We start from the raw sequence: 19,692 nt of genomic DNA, 5'->3' as shown, positions 1-19,692 counted from the left end.
GGCTGTAGCGCAGGTTGAGCTTCGTGTAGGCGTCGTACACACCACGCGAGATCGCCTCGCCGTCCTCGATGCCGGTCAGCACGCCCTCGGACTTCTTGCCCATCACGATCGCGGTGCCGGTGTCCTGACAGAGGAGCATGGCCTCCTCGGTCAGCCGACGGATCGCCTCCGGCGCGACCCGCAGGAAGGTCCGGCCGCCCGCCTCGAACGTCGCGACGCCGTCGGTGGTGACGAGCCGGTACGCCGTGTCGTCGGAGCCCGTCGGGAGGAGCTCGGTGTACCGGAACTCGGACTCAGGCATCGGCCCGTCCCGCCGAGGCGGCCCCGGTCGCGATCAGTCGGCGCGCTCGGGCGACCACCGGGGCATCGACCATCTGGCCGTCCACCCGCGCCACGCCCGTGTCCGCCGCGTCCAGCACACGCCTCGCCCAGACGATGTCGGCGGCCGACGGGCTCATCGCCTCGTGCACCGCGGCGACCTGGCTCGGGTGGATGCAGAGCTTCCCGGTCAGGCCGAGAGCCCGGGCGGTCCGGGCATCTCGGTGCACCGCGCTCGGATCTTCGAGCGTCGGCGTCACGCTGTCCACAGGGCCGGCGCGACCGGCAGCACGGGACGCCACGACGACGGCGAACCGGGCGTGCGTCAGGATCCCCCCGTTCGGCGAGGCGTCCAGGTCGAGGGCGAGGTCGAGGTGGCCGAGCGCCAGACGCACGACGCCAGGAGCCGCAGCCAGCTCGGCCGCGCGGGTGAGGCCGACGGCCGTCTCGATCTGCGGCACCAACGCGACTCCGGAGCCGACCCGCGCGTGCACCGAAGCGAGTGCGCGCGGCGACTCGGCCATCGGCACCACGACCGCGACGACTCCGGGCAGCCCGGCCACCGCCTCGAGGTCGGCGTCGTGGTGAGCGCCCCCCACGGCGTTCACCCGCACCGCCGCCCTGTGGCCACCGGCGAGCCAGGACGCCACGTCCCTACGCGCCTCTGCCTTGCCTTCGGCCGCGACCGCGTCCTCGAGATCCAGGATCACGACGTCCGGGCCGGCCGCGACCGCCTTGTCGAACCGGTCGGGTCGCGAGCCCGGAACGAAGAGCCACGAGCGTGCGTGCTCGATCGGGGTCACGCCGGGTCGACCGCCATCCCGATCTCGGCCAGCACCGCTGCGGTGTGCTCGCCCAGCGCCGGTATCGGCCCGAGCGGCGGGTCGAGGTCGTCGGGCAGGGCGGGCGGGAGCAGCTGACGCAGCGGACCGACCGGTGACCCGACGGTCCGCCAGCGGTCGCGCGCTGCGAGCTGCGGGTGCACGGCCAGCGATGCGAGGTCCCGCAGGCGGGCGTTGGCGATGTTCGCCTCGTCCAGGCGCCGGGTGACCTCGTCGACGGGCAGCCCGGAGAACGCCGCCTCGACGACCTCGACCAGCTCGGCTCGCCGCCCCACCCGCCCCATGTTCGTGGTGAACCGGGCGTCCGAGAGCAGGCCGGGATCGGCGAGCACGTCCCGGCAGAAGACCTCCCACTCGCGGTCGTTCTGAACCCCGAGGAAGACCCGGTCGTCGGCGCACCGGAACGGCCCGTACGGCGCGATCGCGGCGTGGGCGGCACCCGTCCTGGCCGGTGCGAGGCCGCCGTACATCGTGAAGTTGAGCGGGAAGCCCATCCACTCGGCGAGCGCCTCGAGCATCGAGACCTCAACCGTCGCACCCTGGCCGGTGCGCCCCGAGCGGATCAGCGCTGCGAGTGCCCCGGAGTAGGCGTACATCCCGGCCGCGATGTCGGCCACCGGGATCCCCACCTTGCTGGGCTCCTCGGGTGTGCCGGTGATCGAGACGAGCCCCGACTCGCACTGGATGATGAGGTCGTAGGCCTTCTTGTCCGAGAAGGGACCGTTCGCGCCGAAGCCCGACACCGACACGTGGACGAGGCCGGGGTGCGCGGCCCGCAGTGATGACGCGTCGACGCCGAGGCGCCGGGCCGCGCCGGGCCCGATGTTGTGGACGAACACGTCCGCGCGGGCGATCAGGGCGTGCATCGCGCGCCGGCCCGCGTCCGACTTCAGGTCGAGAACGACCGACTCCTTGCTGCGGTTGAGCCACACGAAGTGGCTCGACATCCCCTCGACGGTCTCGTCGTACGCTCGCGCGAAGTCGCCCGCGCCCGGCCGCTCGATCTTGATCACCCGGGCACCGAGATCGGCGAGGTGGCGGGTCGCGAGCGGGGCCGCGACCGCCTGCTCGATCGACACCACCGTCACGCCGTCGAGCGGACGCCCTCCCGGACGGGCGGTCACACCGCCTCCAGGATGCTGACGTAGTTCGCCACGGCCAGGCCGCCCATGTTGTGCACGGCGGCCCGGTCGGCCCGGTCGAGCTGCATGGCGCCCGCGGTGCCCGTGAGCTGCATGGCCGTGAGCACCAGCTGACTCACCCCGGTCGCGCCGACCGGATGCCCCTTCGACTTCAGCCCACCCGACGGATTGACCGGCAGCGAGCCGTCCAGGGCCACGGTCCCGTCGTCGAGCAGGCGCCGTCCCTCGCCGGGCGCCGCGAGACCCAAGGTCTCGTAGAGCACGAGCTCGGCGATGGTGAAGCAGTCGTGAACCTCCAGGAACGCGAGGTCCCCGACACCGATGCCCGCCATGGCAAGGGCGCGATCCCAGGCCAGGCGACTCGCCGCGAAGGCGAGCGGGTCGCGCCGCGCGCCTGGCAGGTGGTCGTTGGCCTGCCCGACGCCGAGGAACCTCACGGCCTGCGCACGCGCCGACGAGGACCGCTCGGTACTCAGGACGAGCGCGGCCGCCCCGTCGGAGACCGGCGAGCAGTCGGTACGGCGCAGCAGGCCGGCCACCCGCGGATTGGCCGCGGACTCGGTCCGGCAGAAGTCCTCGCCCAACGGCTTGCGCAGATGGGCGTACGGGTTCCCGAGCGCGTTGCGGTGGCTCTTGGCGGCGATGGTGCCGAGGGTGTCCGAGCAGTCGCCGTACCGTCGCGCGTACTCGTCGGCGACCGCGGCGAACAGGCCCGCGAAGCCGGACGACGACGCGCCCCCGGCGCTGTCGTAGTCCGCGCCGAGAAGGCTGGCGCCGATCACGTCCGCACCGGCGTGCGTCATCTTCTCGGCACCGACGACCAGCACTTGCCGGGCGGCTCCCGAGCGCAGCGCCAGCAGTCCCTGGTGGACGGCGGCGGCACCCGAGGCACAGGCGTTCTCGACGCGGGTCGCGGGCGTTCCCCAGAGCCCGTCCCCCGCCTGGAGGGCCAGGGAGGAGGCGAAGGCCAGTGGGTGCAGGCCGGCGTTGAACTGCCCGTAGTAGATCGCGCCGATCGCGTCCGGCTCGAGCCCGGCGGAGGCGATGGCCTCCACCACCACTCCGACGACGAGAGCCTCGAGGTCCTCGTCGAGCTTGCCGAAGCGGGAGTGCGCCCACCCGGTGATCAGGCAGTCGCTCATGCGATCGCCTCGACCTCGAACGGCGCGGTGATGTCGACCAGGTCACCGGCCACGACGCCGGGGGCCAGTCCGGTGAGCACCAGACGGCCGTCGCGGATGTCGAAGTCGGCCAGGTCCGTGATCACCCGGTTCACCACGCCCGCCCCGGTGAGCGGCAGGGTGCATGCCGCGACGAGCTTGGGGGACCGGTCCTTGGCGAGGTGGTCGGTGAGCACGACGACGCGCCGGGCCCCGGCCACCAGGTCCATCGCGCCGCCCATGCCCTTGACCAGCTTCCCGGGGATCGTCCAGTTGGCGAGGTCGCCGCGGCTGGAGACCTCCATCGCGCCGAGGACCGCCAGGTCGAGGTGACCGCCGCGAATCATCGCGAACGACGTAGCGGAGTCGAAGAAGCTCGCCCCCGGCCGGGCCGTCACCGTCTGCTTCCCGGCATTGATCAGGTCCGCATCCTCCTCGCCGGCCCAGGGGAACTCCCCCATCCCGAGGAGCCCGTTCTCGCTGTGCAGCGTGACCCGCAGTCCGTCCGGCAGGTGGTTGGCCACCAGGGTCGGGATGCCGATGCCCAGGTTCACGTAGTCGCCGTCGCGGATCTCCCGCGCGGCCCGGGCGGCCATCTCGTCACGGGTCCACATCTCAGACCGCCTCCCCTGCGAGGGCGGGGCGCTGGCGCACCGTGCGGTTCTCGATGACCGGCTCCCGGCGAGGCGCCTGCGTGACGTGGTCGACGAAGATGCCCGGCGTGTGCACGGCGTCCGGGTCGAGGAAGTCCGCTTCGAGGACGTCCGCCTCGACGAAGGTCACCCTCCCGGCCGTGGCGACCAGCGGGTTGAAGTTCCGCGCCGTCCTGCGGAAGAGCAGGTTGCCCTCGGGATCGGCCCGGTGCGCCCGAACCAACCCGACGTCGACGGTCAGGCCCCGCTCGAGCACGTACTCCCGGCCCTCGAAGACTGCGTGAGGCTTGCCCTCGGCCACCTCGGTCCCCACGCCGGTGCGCGTGTAGAAGCCGGCGATCCCGGCCCCTCCGGCGCGCAGCCGCTCGGCGAGCGTGCCCTGCGGCACGAACTCCACCTCGAGCTCGCCGGACAGGTAGCGCTGCGCGAACAGGCGGTTCTCCCCGACGTAGGAAGCCACCACCTTGGCGACCTGGTCGTTCTCGATCAGCAGGCCCAGACCCACGCCGTCCACCCCCATGTTGTTGGACACGACGGTGAGATCCCTGACCCCGAGCGTCCGGACCGCCTCGATCAGCCCGAACGGGTTGCCGGAGAGGCCGAAGCCGCCCACTGCGAGCGTTCCACCGTCGACCAGCGCGTCGGCCAGGAGCGCCACCGCGTCTTCCCGGAACTTGGACATGCCTCTTCCCTCCTCGACCGGCCAGCCGGCTCAGACCTTGGTGTGGATGGCGCGGCCCATCCAGGCGACCGCATCCGCCAGCGCGGCCTTGCGGTCGACCGCACCGCCGCGCAGCTCGGCGTAGGCACTGTGCACGTTGAGGACGAAGCGCTCCGGATCCAGCAGGCCGCCGAACTCGCCGAGGTCGGCGCTCCGCGCGACCTCCAGCGGTGTCAGCCCGGTCGCGATGCCGCGGCGGCCCTCGCGCAGCACGAACTCGTAGTAGGCCTCGTGCAGTGCCAGCACCTGGGCGAGCTCGCTGGCCTGGATGACCGGGCCGTGCCCGGGCACCACGATGTCCGCGTCGAAGGAGTCGATCCAGGCCAGCGACCGGATCGCGCCGGAGGGCACGCCGGCCATGATCATCGGGGTGTGCCCGGGAAAGAGCAGGTCGCCGACGAAGAGCACCCGCACATCGGGCACCCACGCGGCGGCGTCGCCGTCGGTGTGGGCCGTGTAGCCGGGGTGCACCAGGTCGACCTGGCGCCCGCCGAGGTGCACGCTCGCCCGGTCACCGAAGGTGAGGCCGGGGGCGCGACGCCTGAGGTCACCGAACTCAGGGGTGGGCGACCAGAACGGCGGGAAGTCCTCCAAGGTCCGGTCCGCCAGCATCCCCTCGCGCATCAGGTGCTGACCCACGATCACCGTCGTGGGCTCGAGCAGCGAGTTGCCGTACGTGTGGTCACCGTGGTGGTGCGTGTTCAGCGCGTACGCCAGCGGGCGTCCCCCGGCGACCGCGTCGACCGCGTCGAGCAGCGCCCGGGTGCGGGCCTCGGTGGTGCAGGTGTCGATGAGGACGCCCACGTCGTCGCCGGCCACGTAGCCTGCGTTGTTGATCCACCAGGTGCCGTCCTCCTGGATCCAGGCGAAGACACCGTCGGCGACCTGGTCAAGCCGCCCCAACGGGGCCGGATCCCGGGTGACCGAGGGGTCTCCAGGCACGTCTGACTGCTCGTACACGTGTGACTACCTTTCGAGATGCTGTCGGGATGAGCGGGCTGGCCACTCAGCGAGCGGAGCCGAGCCGCCGTTTGGCGAGGATCGCGGCGGCGGCGACGGCGAGCACGACGGCGCCGCCGTTGAAGACGGGGTCGACCCAGTCCTGGGCACCGGCCAGCGTCAGACCGTTCACGCTGATCGCGACGAAGAAGACGCCGACGAGCGTTCCCGCGACCGTGAACCGGCCGGGTCGGATCGTGGTCGAGCCCAGGAAGATGGCCGCGACGGCCGGCAGCGTGTAGCCCGCGCCCACCCCGGCGGAGGCGCCGCCGGTGCGGGCGAGGACGAGGATCCCCGCCACGCCCGCCAGGGCGCCCGAGACCACGAAGGCGAGCAGCACGGTGCGCGAGACCGGCATGCCGACCAGCCGAGCGGCAGCCTCGTTCGAGCCGATCGCCAGGAGCCTCCTGCCGAAGACCGTCATGCCCAGCACGAAGGCGATGGCCAGCGCGAGGAGGACGAAGAGCCACACGGGCCTCGGGATCCCGAGCCACTGCAGGTTGCCGAAGTCGAGCAGCGACTGCGGCATCCCGAGGAGGGTGGTGTCACCGGTGAGGTAGCTGCCGACGCCCTGCAACAGGGTGGCCATGCCGAGGGTGATCACGAGGGAGCTCGCGTTGTAGTGCGCGATCACGATCCCGTTGACGAGTCCGACGAGCGCGCCCACCAGCACCCCGGCCAGGATGGCGACCAGCGTCGGCGCGGCTCCCGAGGTGAGCAGCTTGCCGGTCACGATCGCCGCCAGACCGACAGTGGCACCTACCGAGAGGTCGAACCGCTCCGCCACCAGGGGCACGAGGGCCGCCAGTGCCACGACCACGAGGATCGACTCGTTGGCCGCGACGTTGCGCAGGTTCGCGCTCGTGGGGAAGACGGCGGAGGTCGCGGGCAGGAAGGTGAAGAAGAGCGCGACCGCGATGAGCAGCACGACCAGCCCGAAGCGCTCGAGCTGATCCAGCAGCCGTCCGCCGAGGCCACGTCGTCGAGCCTGCGCGGGAGGCGAGGCCTGCGGGGCATCGGCGACGGGGCCGGCCTGGGTGGTGGTCATGACTCCTCCTGGTGGGCGTCGAACATGCGGGAGCCGACCCAGTCGCGGGTGATCCGGTCGCCGGTCGCCTCGTCGACGATGCGCCCGCGACTGATCACCGCCACGCGGTCGGAGAGATGGAGCAGCTCGTCGAGGTCAGAGGTGACCAGCAGCACCGCGGTACCTCGGTCCACGGCCTCCTCGATCTGGGCATAGATCTCGGCACGCGCGCCGATGTCGACCCCCTGGGTCGGCTCGTCGAGCAGCAGGGCCACCGGGCTGCGTCGCAGCCAGCGGGCCAGCACCGCCTTCTGCTGGTTCCCGCCCGAGAGCTGGGCGAAGGGAGCGCGCACCCCGGGCGTGCGAATCGCGAACCGGGCGATGTCCGCCTGCGCGTCCGCCAGCTCGGGCGGACGGCGTAGCCATCCTCGTCGGTAGCGATGCAGGTCGGCGGCCGAGAGGTTCATGTCCAGGCCCAGGCTGCGGAAGGCGCTGTGCGCCGCCCGGTCCTCCGGGACGTAGGCGAGACCGGCGTCGGTCGCCGCAGCGACGGAGCCCGGCCTCAGCGGCCGTCCCCGCAGGCTCACCCGCCCCTCGCGAGGTCGGTGCACCCCGAAGATGGTCTCGACGAGATGGGTCCGCCCGCTGCCGACCAGGCCCGCCAGGCCCACGATCTCTCCGGCGTGCAGGGTCAGGTCGACATCGTGGACGGGACCGCTCCGCAGCCCCTCCACCCGGAGCACCACGTCTGACCCGATGGTCCGGGTGGCGCGCTTGGCCGCGATCTGGCTCCGGCTGCCGACGATCAGCGTCGCCAGCTCGGCCCTGGTCAGCCCGTCGGCCGGGCGGGTCGTGACGTGCCGACCGTCGCGCAGGACGGTGATCGTGTCGGCGTGCTCGACCACCTCGCTCAGCCGGTGGCTCACATAGAGGATGCTCAGCCCCCCGGCGACGTAGCGATCCAGGGCTGCGAGCAGCTCCTCGACCTCGGTCGGTGGCAGCCTGGCGGTGGGCTCGTCGAGGACCAGGAGCTCGACCCCGCCCTCGTCGGCGTCCATCAGACAGCGCGCGATGGCGACCAGGGTCTGCTCGGCCGGGCGGAGGTCCGCCATCGACCGCCGCGGGTCGACGTCGATGTCGTGGCGGGCCAGCACCCGGGCGGCCTCGGCCTGCATCGACCGCCAGCCGACCGCGCCGATCCTGGTGCGCGGGTAGGGATGGCCACTGAAGAGGTTCTCGGCGACCGACATCGCGCCGAAGACGCCGAGATCCTGGTGGACGAAGCGAATACCGGCCCGCCGAGACCAGGCGGGAGTGGTCGCCTGCGGGTCGACCGACTCCCCCCTGGCCCGGATGGTGCCGCCGGGATCACCCTGGTAGACCCCGGCGAGGATCTTGATCAGAGTCGACTTCCCGGACCCGTTGCCGCCCAGCAGTGCATGGAAGCTGCCGCGATGGATCGCGAAGGAGACGTCGTCGAGTGCGCGCATCCCAGGGAACGTCTTCGACACCGCCTCGAGGACCAGTGCCTGCTGGGGCGGGGCGTCGAGAAGCGACTCGGTCATCTCAGGAGACGCCCCAGATCTTGAGGTAGTTCGCCTGATAGCCAGCCGACTTCGCGTTGCCGTCGTAGACGTCGGACGTCGGCGGGTGGTCCGCGTCCATCGCGCCGAACCCGAATCCGGCGTCCACCTGCTGGTCGCCGGCGAAGAAGCGGTTCAGCGCGTCGGCGGCGGCCCAGCCGGTCCACGTCCAGGGTCGGCCCAGCGCGAAGTCCTGGTCGCCCTTCTTGATCAGCGCGATGGAGCCAGGCACTCCCTCCTCACCGACGAGGAGGATCGTGCGGCCGCTGGCACGCGCCTGCTCCACGGCCGCCCCGGCCCCGAGCAGGATGGTGGCGTCGACCGGAGTCATCACCACGCCGGCGTCGGGATACTTCTGGAGCGCGGCGCTCAGCTTGCTCTGCACGCCGCCGTCGACGAGGTCGCCGCCGGTGTACGGCACCGTGTTGACCGTGCAACCGCCGCACTTCGCCTTCAGCGTGGCAACCTCCGCGTCCCCGACGTGATGGGTCGTGGCGTTGTCGTCCTCGGTCATCACCAGGATGTTCCCGGCGCCGTTGGTCGTGTCGACGACCCAGGCCGCGATCGACGGACCCACCTGGTCGTCGAGGAAGTCTCCGTAGCTGGAGCTGTCGGGACCCCACTTCATGCTGCCGTCGAACAGCGGCTGTCCGCCGCTGGAGTAGGTGTCGTCGCAGTCCAGGGCGTTGATGCCGAAGACCTTCACGCCCTCCGCCTGGACCGCCTTGATCGCGCCCTCGGTCGACGAGCAGTCGACACCGAAGAGGGCGACGGCGTCGACGTGGGCGGCGCCGGCGGCGCGGATCGAGGAGTTGTAGACGGTCGGGTCGAGCTTGCCGTCCACCACCTTGGTGGTCCAACCGAGGTGCTGGGCAGCGTCGGCGAAGCCCTCCGCAGGCATGTCGCAGCCTGGCGCGGTGGCCGCGCAGGTGATGGCCCAGACCGTCTTGCCGGTGACCGCTTCGGGACCGCTGCTCGGCAGCGGCCGGTCGGTGCCCTCGAACAGCTTGGCCGTCGTCGAGCTCGCCCAGTCGAGGTCGGACTGTGCGGTGGCGCCGCCGCCCCCGGAGGAGCTGTCGCTACTGCCACAGGCCGCCAGGGTGAGGGCGGCAGCCACGGCCACCGCGACGGCGGCCAGCATGCGGCTACGGAACATGGGAGTTCCCTTTCGTGAGATCACTCGTCGCCCGAGTGATGGGTGGTGGTGCCGCCGAGCCGACGGTGGTGCGGACATGACTGCCCAGAGGACGCTGCGTCCGCCGCGCCCCTGGTGGGTGATGTGGGTTCTGGGTGAGCCGAGCGGCTCGCGTGGGTGGCGTTCCGGGTCAGACTCCGGCGTTGCTCAGGTGGTGCTCCGCAGGCGTGCCCATCCACTCGGGCTTGTCGGGCGTCCAGCCGCCGTGGGCCTGGACGGCCTTGGCAAGGTAGGCGCCAGACTCGTCGAGCGCCACCACGGCCCTCGTCCGCAGGTCGTCGCGGAGTCGACCGCCCTTCTTCACGACGTCCCCGCCCACCATCACGGTGTCGATGTCGGCCACCGTCACGTGCATGACGATGGAGTTGACGACGTCGGTCACCGCGCGCAGGCGCGGGGTGTCGGTGTTGATGAACAGGAGGTCGGCTGCCTTGCCGACCTCGATCGAGCCGGTGACGTCACCCAGCCCCAGGCCGCGGGCGCCGCCGAGGGTCGCGAAGTGCAGGACGTCCTCGGTGCGCAGGGTGACCCGCTCCAGGCCCGAGGTCCCGCGCTCCTCGACGATCGGCTGCTGGTAGCGGTACCGCTCCGCGCCCAGCGCGATCCGCATCTGCGTGAAGAGGTCGGGACTGTTGTTGGCCTGGATGTCCGCGCCGAGGCCGGTGGTGACGCCGGCTCGGTCCGACGCGGTCACGACCATCGGTCCCAGTCCCATGCCCAGCTCGGTCTCGGGCGTGGAGCTGACCGCGGCTCCCGCATCGGCGAGGATCTTGAGGTCCGCCGCGTCGATGCTGTTGCAGTGCGAGTGGAGCTGGTGGCTCCAGATCAGACCCGCAGCGTGCCACCCCTGGATGTCGGACGGGTGGCCGATCCGAGCCCGCGTGTTGGTGTGGGGGTGCACGAGCCCGTTGAGCTCTCGGCCCATCCGGACCTCGTCGATGATCTGCTCGAACGGCACCCGAGCCGACTCGGTCGGGGAGACGCCGAACCGCACCCGCCCGCTCTCCGCCGAGAAGTAGGTCGACTTGATCCGACGCGCGTCGTCGTACCGCTCCTCGGGCGAGTGGAAGTGCGGAGCCTCCATCGGCTGGTGGTAGAAGCCGTAGCACCAGACCCCCCTGATACCGGAGTCGATGAAGCCGGTGATGCCGGCGTCGGCGTGGTCCGGGCTGAGGATGCAGTGCGAGAAGTCGACGGTCGATGTCGTACCCGCGTCCAGCATCGCGACCGCGCCACCGAAGGTGCCGTTGTAGACGTCGTCGGCTCGGTGCACCGTCGAGTGGTTGCGGCGGATGGTCCAGAAGTAGTCGTCGAGCGTGAAGTCGGAGGTCAGGGCACCCATGGTGGCCTGCCAGATGTGGTGGTGGGTGTCGACCAGGCCGGGCATGATCCAGGCCCAGGAGACGTCGACGACCTCGGCCCCGGTGCGGTCCAGCTCGGGACCGATCTCGGTGATGACACCGTCCGCGACACGCAGCTCGACCTGCTCGACCCGACGCAGGCGTGGGTCACCCACGAGGACCTTCGCGCCGGTGTAGACGGTGGCGGGCGATTCAGACATGGGTGCGGTCTCCTGGTTCGGTCGATGAGGCGGTCGTGAGCTGGTGGACGGTGCGGTCAGGACGCCGGTGCCGGCGTCCTGCGCCAGGCCCGGGCGACGGCGGGCGCCTGGATGGTGGTCGTGATGGCGCCGAGCGGCCCGCCATCGAGGCGGACGACGTCTCCCGGCTGGAGCCAGCCGCGGAAGTCGGCGCTCGCGGAGTGCTCGAGGAGGCAGCAGAGAGGGAGCGTGCCCGAGGCGATCACGTCGCCGGCTCGGATCTCCGACCCCACGGACGCGTAGGCGACAAGCTCCTCGAAGGACCAGTCCATGCCCCGGAACGGACCCGCGTGCACGACCTCGCCGTTCACGCTCACCGAGACCTCGAACGCGAAGCCGTCCTCGACCCGGTACTGGGCTGCCTCCGCGGCGTCGAGCGCCCAGGGTCCCAGGGAGATGGCCGCGTCCTTGCCCTTGCCCTGCCCGATCTGGAGCACGCGTTCCTCGGCCTGGGCGTCCCGAGCACTCCAGTCGCAGTACAGCACGTAGCCGGCGATGTGGTCGGCGGCCTGAGCGGCGTCGAGGTCGCTCCCACCGCGGCCGATGACGGCCCCGATCTCGAGCTCGAAGTCGAAGGCGGTACTGCCGGTCGGAATGGCGATGTCGGCGTTCGCCGCTCGCACGGAGGCCGGGTTGGCGAAGTAGAACGCCGGTCGCTCCGACCACATCGGCGGCAGCGGCTCGATGACACCCCGGGACCGCCGGGTGTTGCGCACGTGCTGCAGGAAGCCGATGCAGTCACGGAGGCTGACGAGGCCGTCGGTCGGGGCAAGCAGCTCCACCTCCGAGATCGCGGGCCCGTCGAGCTCGCTGTCGACCTCCCCGCCTCCGGTCAGCGCGCTCGCCAGCAGCACACCCTCGGCAAGGGGTACGAGGCGGTCACCATCGACCCTCGCCAGCCGACCCGCAGCGTCCGGCACCCCCGCTCCCGACCCACCGAACCGCGCAATCTTCACTGCTACCTCTGTCTACACTCGAACATGTACTTACACTTGCGTGCACCTAGTCTGGTGACTGCGGTCACAGGTGTCAAGCACTCCGAGCGAACCGATCTCAGACGACTCGAGCCCGGACCGACGACGGTCGGTCCGGGCTCGAGTGCGCGCGGTGCGGGAGCGTCAGGGGCGACCGGCGATGTCGACGTCAAGACCGACCAGGACGACGTCGAGCGCATCCATGAGGGCGTCCTCGAGATCGAAGGGGGGCTCCTCGTCGGTGCCGGCACACCACTCGTAGAGGAAGCCGAAGTAGCTCGCGTAGAGCATCGTCGCGACCATGCGCGGGTGGATCTTGGCGACCACGTCGCCACGCTCGACGGCGGCCACGACGAAGCGCTCGAAGATGTCGGCCAGGGCGTGTGGGTCGGCGTCGAAGGGGCCGCCGTGCTCGCGCCAGCCCATGAGCATGCGGCGAGTCAGGGCACGCTCGCGCTCGTTCTGACGGGCGAGGCCGGAGAGGTAGTGCCGCAGCACGGCTTCGAGGTCCGGCTTGGCGAGCAGGTCTGCAGAGAGAGCCTGCCGCACCTCGAGGCGTCGACGGTTGCCCCACTCGGCGATGATGTCGCGCTTGCGCGGGAAGTGGTTGAACGCCGTCTTCCGCGCGACGTCCGCACGCTCGGCGATCTGGTCCATCGAGGTCTCCTCGAACCCGGTCTCGAGGAAGAGCTCGCAGGCGGCGTCGTAGATCGTCCCGTGCAGCTGGCGCCAGCGCCGCTGGCGTCGATCGAGTCCCTCTTCCACCGGGGCGTCCATGGTCACGTCGCCACTCACCTCACCTCACTGCGACTTATACTCGAGGGCAAGCATAGTCCAGAATCACCCATCTGACCCCGGTCCACGGACCGCCGCGAGCGTCCCCCGGCAGGTTCGCGATCCCCCGCTCCCGCCGGGACGGGCGGGTCAGCCCGCGATCCGGCGACGGTGCGGGCGGTACCGACCGGGTCGAGGAGGCCGTCGACGTGCTCGCGCAGCTCGCGGCCGCGCAGACCGGCGATCCGCCGCCAGGGGAACGAGCCCCCCGATGGCGCGGCCGATCGCGCTCGTGCCCGAGCCGGACTCCCCGGCCAGGGCGACCGCCTCTCAGGGAGGGCCCAACCGTGACAACGCGACGTCTCAACGAGAGTGGAAGCGTCAGAGGGCACGTGTGTGACGTGCTCGCAACGCGGCGCTCAACCCGCATACAGGAAGGCGGGCGCCGTCGATGCGAGCGATGAGTCCTGATCGCGCGCCCGGTCACCCTGCCTAGCCCGTACGACCACCCCGGAGGCACGATGACACGCGACTGGCTGGCGGACACGCGCACGTCGTACGACGCGGACGCGCGCGGCTATGCCGAGAAGGTGAGGGGGCTGCTGGAGCAGAGCCCCTACCTCCGGGGCGGCCTGAGCATCTTCGCCGAGCTGGTGCGCGACGCGGGCGGCGGTCCGGTCGCGGACGTGGGCTGCGGTCCGGGGCACGTCACGCGCCACCTCGCCGACCGCGGCGTGGACGCCTTCGGCATCGACCTCGCGCCCGAGATGGTCGCCCTCGCGCGCCGGGACCATCCCGACCTCCGCTTCGAGGTGGGCACCATGACCGACCTCGACCTGGCCGACGGGTCGATCGCCGGGCTGCTCGCCTTCTGGTCGGTGATCCACGTGCCCGACCATGCGGTGCCAGGTGTCTTCGCCGAGTTCCACCGGGTCCTGCGCCCGGGTGGCCCACTGCTGGTGGGCTTCCACGTCGGCGACGGCACGCGCACGACCACCCAGGGCTACACCGGTCGCGCGATCCACGTCGAGAGCCATCGCCGCAGGCCCGGTCAGGTCAGCGACTGGCTGCGTGCGGCGGGGTTCGGCATCGAGGCGGAGCTCCTGACCGACCCGGACGCCGAGCGGCCCGGCGCCATGATCTTCGCGCGCACTCAGGCCCAGTCATAGGCCATGTCGGCGATCCACCACTGCCCGTCGGCCACCCAAGGGGCCCTTCGCCTGCTTCCCGACGAGTCCACGACCTGCCGGCGCATACGTTCGCCAAGAAGCCTGACCTGCCCCTCGGTCACCGTCTCAATCTCGACCGAGGCTCAGCATGAGTGCCACCTGCGGCAGGGCCCCACCGGTGTGAGTCACGAAGACCTCCGAGGTCCAACAGGTGTGGGTGCGTGGTTGCTCCACACCTCACTCGGAGGTCTTCGTCATCGTCCAGCAGGCACGCCGTACCTGACGTCCGCGGTCAGGACGCCTAGGGCGAGACGACGATCACTCCCACGTAGGTCGTGCCGGCGACCGGGTCGAGCACGTCACCGTCGAGCGTGATGGTCGCCGCCCCGCCCCGCTTCGATCGGACCGCCGCGGAGTCGTTGAGCGTCAGCGCGCTCAGATGCGAGTCGCCAGTGACAGTCCAGACGCTGCCCCCGCCGAGGGTGACCAGAACGCCGTTGTTGACAACCGGACTGGCTGCGTTGTCGACCACCCCGAGCTCCTCGTAGTTGGAGAAGTCGATCGAGCTCACGCGGTGCTTCGCCGTGCTCGCGGAGATCACCCCTCGCACGCGGGTGTCGTCGAAGTCCAGGACGAGGTTCTTGCCCTGGATGTTGCCGACCCCTCCGCCCAGCACGGAGTTGTAGAAGTCGCCCTCGAGACGCAGCTTCGTGAAGGTGCCACGCGCGTCCGTGGCGTTCGCAACGGTCGGGTCCCAGGACGCGGACTTCACCGCCGGGTCGGTCGGCTCGACGTACGCCTTCGTGTACACCCGCGACCAGGGCTTGTCGACGGAGTCGACCCCGCCCGGATTGTCGTTGTCCATCAACTGGTAGACGACGCCGTTCTCCGCGACGACGCTCGCACCCCCCGAGCCGTCCACGACGACCTCCGACTGCGAGGCCTTGGAGAGGAAGGCGGTGCGCACGGTGCGCAGGGCGGTCGCACCGTCGATGACGACGGCCCCGTTGCTCTGCCACATGAAGCCGAACTTGCGCGAGCGCAGCGTCGATGCCCGCGGCCACACCGAGTGGATGTCGGCACCGGTCAGACCGAGGTCGTACTCGTCCTGCAGGGCCTGGAGCGCAGCCGGGCTGCTGTCCCCGTAGTGGGTGCCGAGGGTCCCCCAGTTGATCATGATGTAGGACCCGACATCGATGCTGGTGCCGAGGAAGTGCTCGGTCACGTTGCCGATGCCGTAGCTGCCGTAGCCGTCGCTTCCCGTGCTGCGCAGCCGGGAGTTCACCGAGACGAGGACGCAGTTCTGGCCGGAGTCGACCGAGAGGCAGCCCCAGTTCTCCACCGTCACGTTGGCCCGGAGGTACGTCGCCCTCGTTCCCGCCCCGAGCAGGTTGGTGGTGCGCACGGTGCCGTACATCCCCAGCAGCCACGGGCAGGTCATCATGAACGTGGTGTCACCGGTGTTCTCGTACTCGGCCGGCAGCTCGCCGTCGAGGCAGCAGAGCGTGGAGTCCTTGACGACCACTCGGCTGCCACCATCAGCCACGACTGCGGTGCGGACGACGCCGACGTTGTCCACCGTCGAGCCCTCCACGCGGAGGAGCGTGTCGGCTCCCGTCGCGTACACAGCGGCGCCGTAGCCGCAGAAGTCGTTGCGGCCGTTGCCGTCGAAGCGGATGTCGACGTCGTCGAGGAGGTAGTCACCACCGGCGACGTACACCCCGTTGAAGGCCTCGCCCCGCGAGCGCAGGCGTACGTGGCGCGCCCACGCGTCGCGGACCTGTCCGCCCTGGACGGCCGCCAGGACCGACCGATCGACGTCGACGCCGTCACCGTCGACGTACAGGGCCTGGCGGAACGGCCACGTGTGCGAGTTGAAGACGACCTCGTTGGCCGTGGCTACCGTGATCACCACCCTGCCCCGGTAGGTCCCGGCGGCGACGTAGGCGTCGATGCCGTCGTCGTCGTAGAGGCTGGTCAGCGTGGTGCCCACCTCGACGCCGTTCACGGTCAGTGTGAGCTCGTGGCCCTCGGGGGCGACGATCCGGCCGCCTTCCTCGATCTCGAGCCGGCGCAGCTCGCGCGTGGACGAGACCGTCAGGGTCTCGCCCGAGGCGATGTACACGCCGTGCGGGTGACCGCCCTGCCGGTGGCCGCGGCTGGCGATCGCCGGGGACCACCCGACGAGCGATGCCGTCGCGGCGCCTGCCCCGACGGCGATGAGGGAGCGCCGTCCCACGCGACGTGGGACGGGACCGGTCGGCTCCGGCGGCAGTGCGCGCGACGACGGTGTGCTGATGGACATGGCGGCTCCTGTACTGCCGACCGACGCATCGGCCGGCATCGTGGCGGACGCCCGCGCCCAGGGCCAGACCGGCGCGCAACAGCACCGCCGTGAGCCCGAGAACACGGCCGAGGATGAGACGTCCGTCACGTTAACGTGTCGACACTTGGCGGTCAACAGCCGCGGCAATGAGCGGCCTTCGCCGCCCACATGGGCCGCACAGGAGAATCAAATGTCGACACAAGGATGGCCTTGAGTCTCGCTCCTACCGCGACGAAGCGGTGGGCTCACCGCGCCAGCGCGTCGACCAGTCCGTCGAGAACGGCATCGGTGCGCTCGGCGGGGAGCGCGATTCCCGGCACCTGGAGGGTCAGCTCGTCGACACCCTGGCGGCTGAGCTGGCGCTCCTTCGCCACGACGGCCTCGACCACCTCCTCCGGGGTCCCGGCCGCGGCGAGTCCATCGAGCATCTCGTCGGGAACCAGCTCGGAGCCGAGCTCGCGCCACGGCACCCGTCCGCGGACCAGGTCCACCCGCGCGCGCACCGACGCGGCGCACCCGGCCCACGGCGTGTGCTCGAAGAACGCCGCGAACCCGGGCTGCGCGGCGTAGAGCGCGATCTGGGCGCGAGCCAGCGCCCGGGCCTCCTCGCCGTCCTCGAGGGCGCAGGAGACCATCCAGGCAGCGATGCTCGGCCCCGTGCGGCCGACCGATCCGGCCGCTTCCTCGGACACCGGGAGCACGACCTGGTCGAGGTACCGCTCCACGTGGCCGAAGGGGTGGAGCGCGATGCCGTCCGCCTCTCGCGAGAGCAGCCGGAGCGCCGTGGGCATCAGCGCCGCGGCATACAGCCGGACCCCGTCGAGCAGCTCCCGCGGGTGCCCGAAGGCGAAGCCGGGCATCGATACGTCGTAGAACCGGCCGTGGTGCTCGAGGCCGCCGTCGCTGTCGAGCGCGGCCCGCATCACGGCGAGGTACTCGGCGAGCCGGGTGGCGGGGTGGTCGAACTCGATCCCGAACTCTCCGCGCGTGTGATCGGTGCCCGCGCCGATCCCGAGCGTGAGTCGCCCTCCGACAGCGGCCGACGCCTCCACGGCGGCGGCGACCATGGCCATCGGGTGCCGGGTGAAGGCATAGGCGATCCCGGTCCCAACCAGGAGGGACGAGGTGTGGGAGCCCACGTGCTGGGCTCTCGCGACGGCGTCCCGCGAGCGCAGCTCGGTGGTCCAGGCCCGGTCGAAGCCGGCCCTCTCGGCCCGCGTGCCGGCATCGGCCAGCGTCGGGAAGGCGGAGACCGCCAGAGCGACCGAGCGCTTGATGCTCACGCCGCGGTGACCCCACCGTCGATGGGCACGTTGGCACCGGTGACCCAGCTGGACTCGTCCGAGCCGAGCCAGAGCGCGCACTGCGCGACGTCCTCGGGCACCCCGAGTCGTCCGAGCAGGGTACGGGCCACGATCGTCGAGGCCAGGTCGCCGTCGGTGGCCCCGGCCGCCTTCGTCGCGTCCGTCTGCACCAGGCCAGGGGCGATCGTGTTCACCCGGATGTTGTCCGGTCCGCCCTCGATCGCGAGCTGGCGCGACATGGCCAGGATCGCTCCCTTGCCGGCCGTGTGGGCAACCATGCCCATGTGGCGGCTGCCCCGGAAGGAGTTGACCGAGGCGAAGTTGATCACCGCCCCGCGCCCCGACGCCCGCAGCAAGGGCCACGCCGCCTGGCAGAGCAGGAAGACCAGGTCGACCTCTCCCACGATGGTGGGGCGGAAGGCGCTCTCGTAGTCCATCTCCCACACCGGCCCCATGTGCGGCTGGATGGCGCCGGCGTTGACCAGGGTGTCCACCCTCCCGTGGGCGCGGTCGATCTCGCCGGTCAGGCGGCGTACGTCGGAGGGGTCTGTCAGGTCGCAGCGCAGCACGGACGCGAAGGGCGCACCGGCCTCGGCCGAGCGCGCGGCGGTTGTCTCGGCGCTGCCCAGGTCGATGTCGACCGCCACGACCGCGGCACCCTCGGCGGCGTAGCGCAGGGCGACGCCCTGACCGATGCCGGAGCCGACCCCGGTGACGACGGCGACGCGATCGGCCATCCGGCCCTGGGTGCTGCTCATCCTGCTCCTCCAATGGTGACGTGGGTGGACGGGTCCGCCACCGAGCTCCAGCTCTGCGGCGCCCGGACGTAGGTGGGGTCGATGTCGGTGATGTGCTCGGCGCCGACCATCGCCAGCGACACGTCGAGCTGGTGGCGGAGCAGCTCGAACACCGCGGTCACGCCGGCGGCGCCGCCGACGGCGAGGCCGAGCAGGGTGGGGCGGCCGACCAGGACGGCCCGGGCACCGAGCCCGAGGGCTCGCAGGACGTCGCTGCCTTGGCGGACCCCGCCGTCGAGGTAGACCTCGACCTCGGAGCCGACCTCGGCGACGACTGCGGGAAGTGCGGACAGGGTGGCCGGTGACCCGTCGAGCGACATGCCGCCGTGGTTGGACACCACGATCGCATCGACGCCGGCGTCAGCGGCGCGGCGGGCGTCAGCGGCGGTCACGATCCCCTTGACCACCAGCGGACCACCCCACTGCTGCCTGAGCCAGGCCAGGTCGGACCAGAGGGCGGTCTGTCGCAGGCGCGGTCCCATGGCCTGCTGGGCGGCGGCGAGGTCCGCGCCGTCGCGCAGGAACCGCGCCGTCCAGCCGGGGCGTCGCACCAGCTCGGGACCGAACGCGCGGGCCGAGGCGAGTGAGATGGAGAGGCCGACCGGGCGCTTCGGGGAGACCGGACAGTCCACGGTGACGACGATCGCCGAGAAGCCCCGCCGACGCGCGTCGGCGATGATCTGGGCGCACCGCTCATGACCGTGCGAGAGGTAGACCTGCTGCCACACCGGGCCGGTGGCACGGTCCGCCACGGCGTCGACTCCGTGGCCCGCCATCATGCTGACCACCGCGATCGTGCCGGCGCGTCCGCACGCCTCGGCGACACCGGGCGCCCCGTCCGGGTGCACCATCCGGAGCCCCCCGACCGGTGCCGCGAGCACCGGCATCGACACCTCCGTGCCCAGCACGGTGGTGGTCAACGAGCGCTGCTCCCACCCGACCGCGGCCCGCGGCACCAGGTCGACCCGGTCGAACGCGGCCTCGTTGGCCCGTGCCGTCACGCCGCGCCCGGTGCCGTGGGTCATGTCCTCGAACAGCGTCGGTGGCAGCACCTTGGCGGCGCGCCGTCGCACCTCCTCGTAGGAGTGCAGCTCCGGCATCCGCACCG

18 protein-coding genes are annotated in these 19,692 nt (G+C 71.4%); 1 reads left to right on the top strand and 17 read right to left on the bottom strand.

The genetic code is table 11. The features are described from left to right. From K8U61_RS15480 to K8U61_RS15420, 13 genes are all read right to left on the bottom strand, one after another. Window positions 1-301 (bottom strand): fumarate hydratase (locus tag K8U61_RS15480; RefSeq protein ID WP_224123938.1); only part of this gene is annotated, 301 nt, incomplete at its 3' end. Next, window positions 294-1,121, bottom strand: a complete 828-nt coding sequence (locus K8U61_RS15475) for an HpcH/HpaI aldolase/citrate lyase family protein (RefSeq protein ID WP_224123937.1) — start codon at window positions 1,119-1,121, stop codon at window positions 294-296. The genes K8U61_RS15475 and K8U61_RS15480, both read right to left, overlap by 8 nt. Then, window positions 1,118-2,284 carry a CaiB/BaiF CoA transferase family protein gene (locus K8U61_RS15470; RefSeq protein ID WP_224123936.1) on the bottom strand — a complete coding sequence of 389 codons (1,167 nt, stop codon included), beginning with the start codon at window positions 2,282-2,284 and terminating at the stop codon, window positions 1,118-1,120. The genes K8U61_RS15475 and K8U61_RS15470 overlap by 4 nt, the downstream gene beginning before the upstream one ends. Then, complete coding sequence (locus K8U61_RS15465; RefSeq protein ID WP_224123935.1) at window positions 2,281-3,444, bottom strand: thiolase domain-containing protein; 1,164 nt, start codon at window positions 3,442-3,444, stop codon at window positions 2,281-2,283. The genes K8U61_RS15470 and K8U61_RS15465 overlap by 4 nt, the downstream gene beginning before the upstream one ends. Beyond that, complete coding sequence (locus K8U61_RS15460; RefSeq protein ID WP_224123934.1) at window positions 3,441-4,076, bottom strand: 3-oxoacid CoA-transferase subunit B; 636 nt, start codon at window positions 4,074-4,076, stop codon at window positions 3,441-3,443. Before K8U61_RS15460 ends, K8U61_RS15465 begins: the two co-directional genes overlap by 4 nt. A 1-nt stretch (window position 4,077) precedes the next feature. Further along, on the bottom strand, window positions 4,078-4,797 hold the full coding sequence (locus K8U61_RS15455) for a CoA transferase subunit A (protein WP_224123933.1): 720 nt from the start codon (window positions 4,795-4,797) through the stop codon (window positions 4,078-4,080). A gap of 30 nt (window positions 4,798-4,827) precedes the next feature. Further along, complete coding sequence (locus K8U61_RS15450; protein ID WP_224123932.1) at window positions 4,828-5,778, bottom strand: MBL fold metallo-hydrolase; 951 nt, start codon at window positions 5,776-5,778, stop codon at window positions 4,828-4,830. Between the two features lie 64 nt (window positions 5,779-5,842). Beyond that, window positions 5,843-6,883, bottom strand: coding sequence for an ABC transporter permease (locus K8U61_RS15445; RefSeq protein ID WP_224123931.1), 1,041 nt, complete (start codon window positions 6,881-6,883; stop codon window positions 5,843-5,845). Next, window positions 6,880-8,427, bottom strand: a complete 1,548-nt coding sequence (locus tag K8U61_RS15440) for a sugar ABC transporter ATP-binding protein (RefSeq protein ID WP_224123930.1) — start codon at window positions 8,425-8,427, stop codon at window positions 6,880-6,882. The genes K8U61_RS15445 and K8U61_RS15440 overlap by 4 nt, the downstream gene beginning before the upstream one ends. 1 nt (window position 8,428) lies before the next feature. Next, on the bottom strand, window positions 8,429-9,601 hold the full coding sequence (locus tag K8U61_RS15435; RefSeq protein ID WP_224123929.1) for a sugar ABC transporter substrate-binding protein: 1,173 nt from the start codon (window positions 9,599-9,601) through the stop codon (window positions 8,429-8,431). Between the two features lie 169 nt (window positions 9,602-9,770). Then, window positions 9,771-11,201 (bottom strand): amidohydrolase family protein, encoded by a 1,431-nt coding sequence (locus tag K8U61_RS15430; RefSeq protein WP_224123928.1) that lies wholly within the window; start codon window positions 11,199-11,201, stop codon window positions 9,771-9,773. Between the two features lie 56 nt (window positions 11,202-11,257). Next, on the bottom strand, window positions 11,258-12,094 hold the full coding sequence (locus tag K8U61_RS15425; RefSeq protein WP_224123927.1) for a fumarylacetoacetate hydrolase family protein: 837 nt from the start codon (window positions 12,092-12,094) through the stop codon (window positions 11,258-11,260). Window positions 12,095-12,358: 264 nt separating this feature from the next. Beyond that, entirely contained in the window at window positions 12,359-12,991 is a 633-nt protein-coding gene (locus K8U61_RS15420; RefSeq protein ID WP_224123947.1) for a TetR/AcrR family transcriptional regulator, read from the bottom strand. A gap of 518 nt (window positions 12,992-13,509) precedes the next feature. Here K8U61_RS15420 and K8U61_RS15415 point away from each other — a divergent pair. Then, complete coding sequence (locus K8U61_RS15415; RefSeq protein WP_224123926.1) at window positions 13,510-14,157, top strand: class I SAM-dependent methyltransferase; 648 nt, start codon at window positions 13,510-13,512, stop codon at window positions 14,155-14,157. A gap of 301 nt (window positions 14,158-14,458) precedes the next feature. On the opposite strand, the gene K8U61_RS15410 is transcribed toward K8U61_RS15415, so the two are convergent. The 4 genes from K8U61_RS15410 to K8U61_RS15395 all read right to left on the bottom strand — a co-directional run bounded on the left by K8U61_RS15410 (window position 14,459) and on the right by K8U61_RS15395 (window position 19,684). Then, entirely contained in the window at window positions 14,459-16,462 is a 2,004-nt protein-coding gene (locus K8U61_RS15410) for a hypothetical protein (RefSeq protein ID WP_224123925.1), read from the bottom strand. Between the two features lie 266 nt (window positions 16,463-16,728). Next, window positions 16,729-17,766: an LLM class flavin-dependent oxidoreductase gene (locus K8U61_RS15405; RefSeq protein WP_224123924.1), complete on the bottom strand. Its 1,038-nt coding sequence runs from the start codon at window positions 17,764-17,766 to the stop codon at window positions 16,729-16,731. Further along, window positions 17,763-18,545: an SDR family NAD(P)-dependent oxidoreductase gene (locus K8U61_RS15400; RefSeq protein ID WP_224123923.1), complete on the bottom strand. Its 783-nt coding sequence runs from the start codon at window positions 18,543-18,545 to the stop codon at window positions 17,763-17,765. Before K8U61_RS15400 ends, K8U61_RS15405 begins: the two co-directional genes overlap by 4 nt. Further along, entirely contained in the window at window positions 18,542-19,684 is a 1,143-nt protein-coding gene (locus K8U61_RS15395) for an alpha-hydroxy acid oxidase (RefSeq protein WP_224123922.1), read from the bottom strand. The genes K8U61_RS15400 and K8U61_RS15395 overlap by 4 nt, the downstream gene beginning before the upstream one ends. Between the last annotated feature and the right edge of the window lie 8 nt (window positions 19,685-19,692).

Source organism: Nocardioides mangrovi, assembly GCF_020073815.1.
Taxonomy (GTDB): Bacteria; Actinomycetota; Actinomycetes; order Propionibacteriales; family Nocardioidaceae; genus Nocardioides; species Nocardioides mangrovi.
The sequence above is the reverse complement of the archived record's forward strand: the minus strand, read 5'-3'. Positions and strand labels throughout refer to the sequence as shown.

What these genes read in the sequence shown, in the direction of transcription:
- K8U61_RS15420 (WP_224123947.1), bottom strand. Translation starts at nt 12,991, where the DNA reads ATGGACGCCCCGGTGGAAGAGGGACTCGATCGACGCCAGCGGCGCTGG.
- K8U61_RS15415 (WP_224123926.1), top strand. Translation starts at nt 13,510, where the DNA reads ATGACACGCGACTGGCTGGCGGACACGCGCACGTCGTACGACGCGGAC.
- K8U61_RS15410 (WP_224123925.1), bottom strand. Translation starts at nt 16,462, where the DNA reads ATGTCCATCAGCACACCGTCGTCGCGCGCACTGCCGCCGGAGCCGACC.
- K8U61_RS15455 (WP_224123933.1), bottom strand. Translation starts at nt 4,797, where the DNA reads ATGTCCAAGTTCCGGGAAGACGCGGTGGCGCTCCTGGCCGACGCGCTG.
- K8U61_RS15465 (WP_224123935.1), bottom strand. Translation starts at nt 3,444, where the DNA reads ATGAGCGACTGCCTGATCACCGGGTGGGCGCACTCCCGCTTCGGCAAG.
- K8U61_RS15400 (WP_224123923.1), bottom strand. Translation starts at nt 18,545, where the DNA reads ATGAGCAGCACCCAGGGCCGGATGGCCGATCGCGTCGCCGTCGTCACC.
- K8U61_RS15395 (WP_224123922.1), bottom strand. Translation starts at nt 19,684, where the DNA reads ATGCCGGAGCTGCACTCCTACGAGGAGGTGCGACGGCGCGCCGCCAAG.
- K8U61_RS15460 (WP_224123934.1), bottom strand. Translation starts at nt 4,076, where the DNA reads ATGTGGACCCGTGACGAGATGGCCGCCCGGGCCGCGCGGGAGATCCGC.
- K8U61_RS15430 (WP_224123928.1), bottom strand. Translation starts at nt 11,201, where the DNA reads ATGTCTGAATCGCCCGCCACCGTCTACACCGGCGCGAAGGTCCTCGTG.
- K8U61_RS15445 (WP_224123931.1), bottom strand. Translation starts at nt 6,883, where the DNA reads ATGACCACCACCCAGGCCGGCCCCGTCGCCGATGCCCCGCAGGCCTCG.
- K8U61_RS15435 (WP_224123929.1), bottom strand. Translation starts at nt 9,601, where the DNA reads ATGTTCCGTAGCCGCATGCTGGCCGCCGTCGCGGTGGCCGTGGCTGCC.
- K8U61_RS15440 (WP_224123930.1), bottom strand. Translation starts at nt 8,427, where the DNA reads ATGACCGAGTCGCTTCTCGACGCCCCGCCCCAGCAGGCACTGGTCCTC.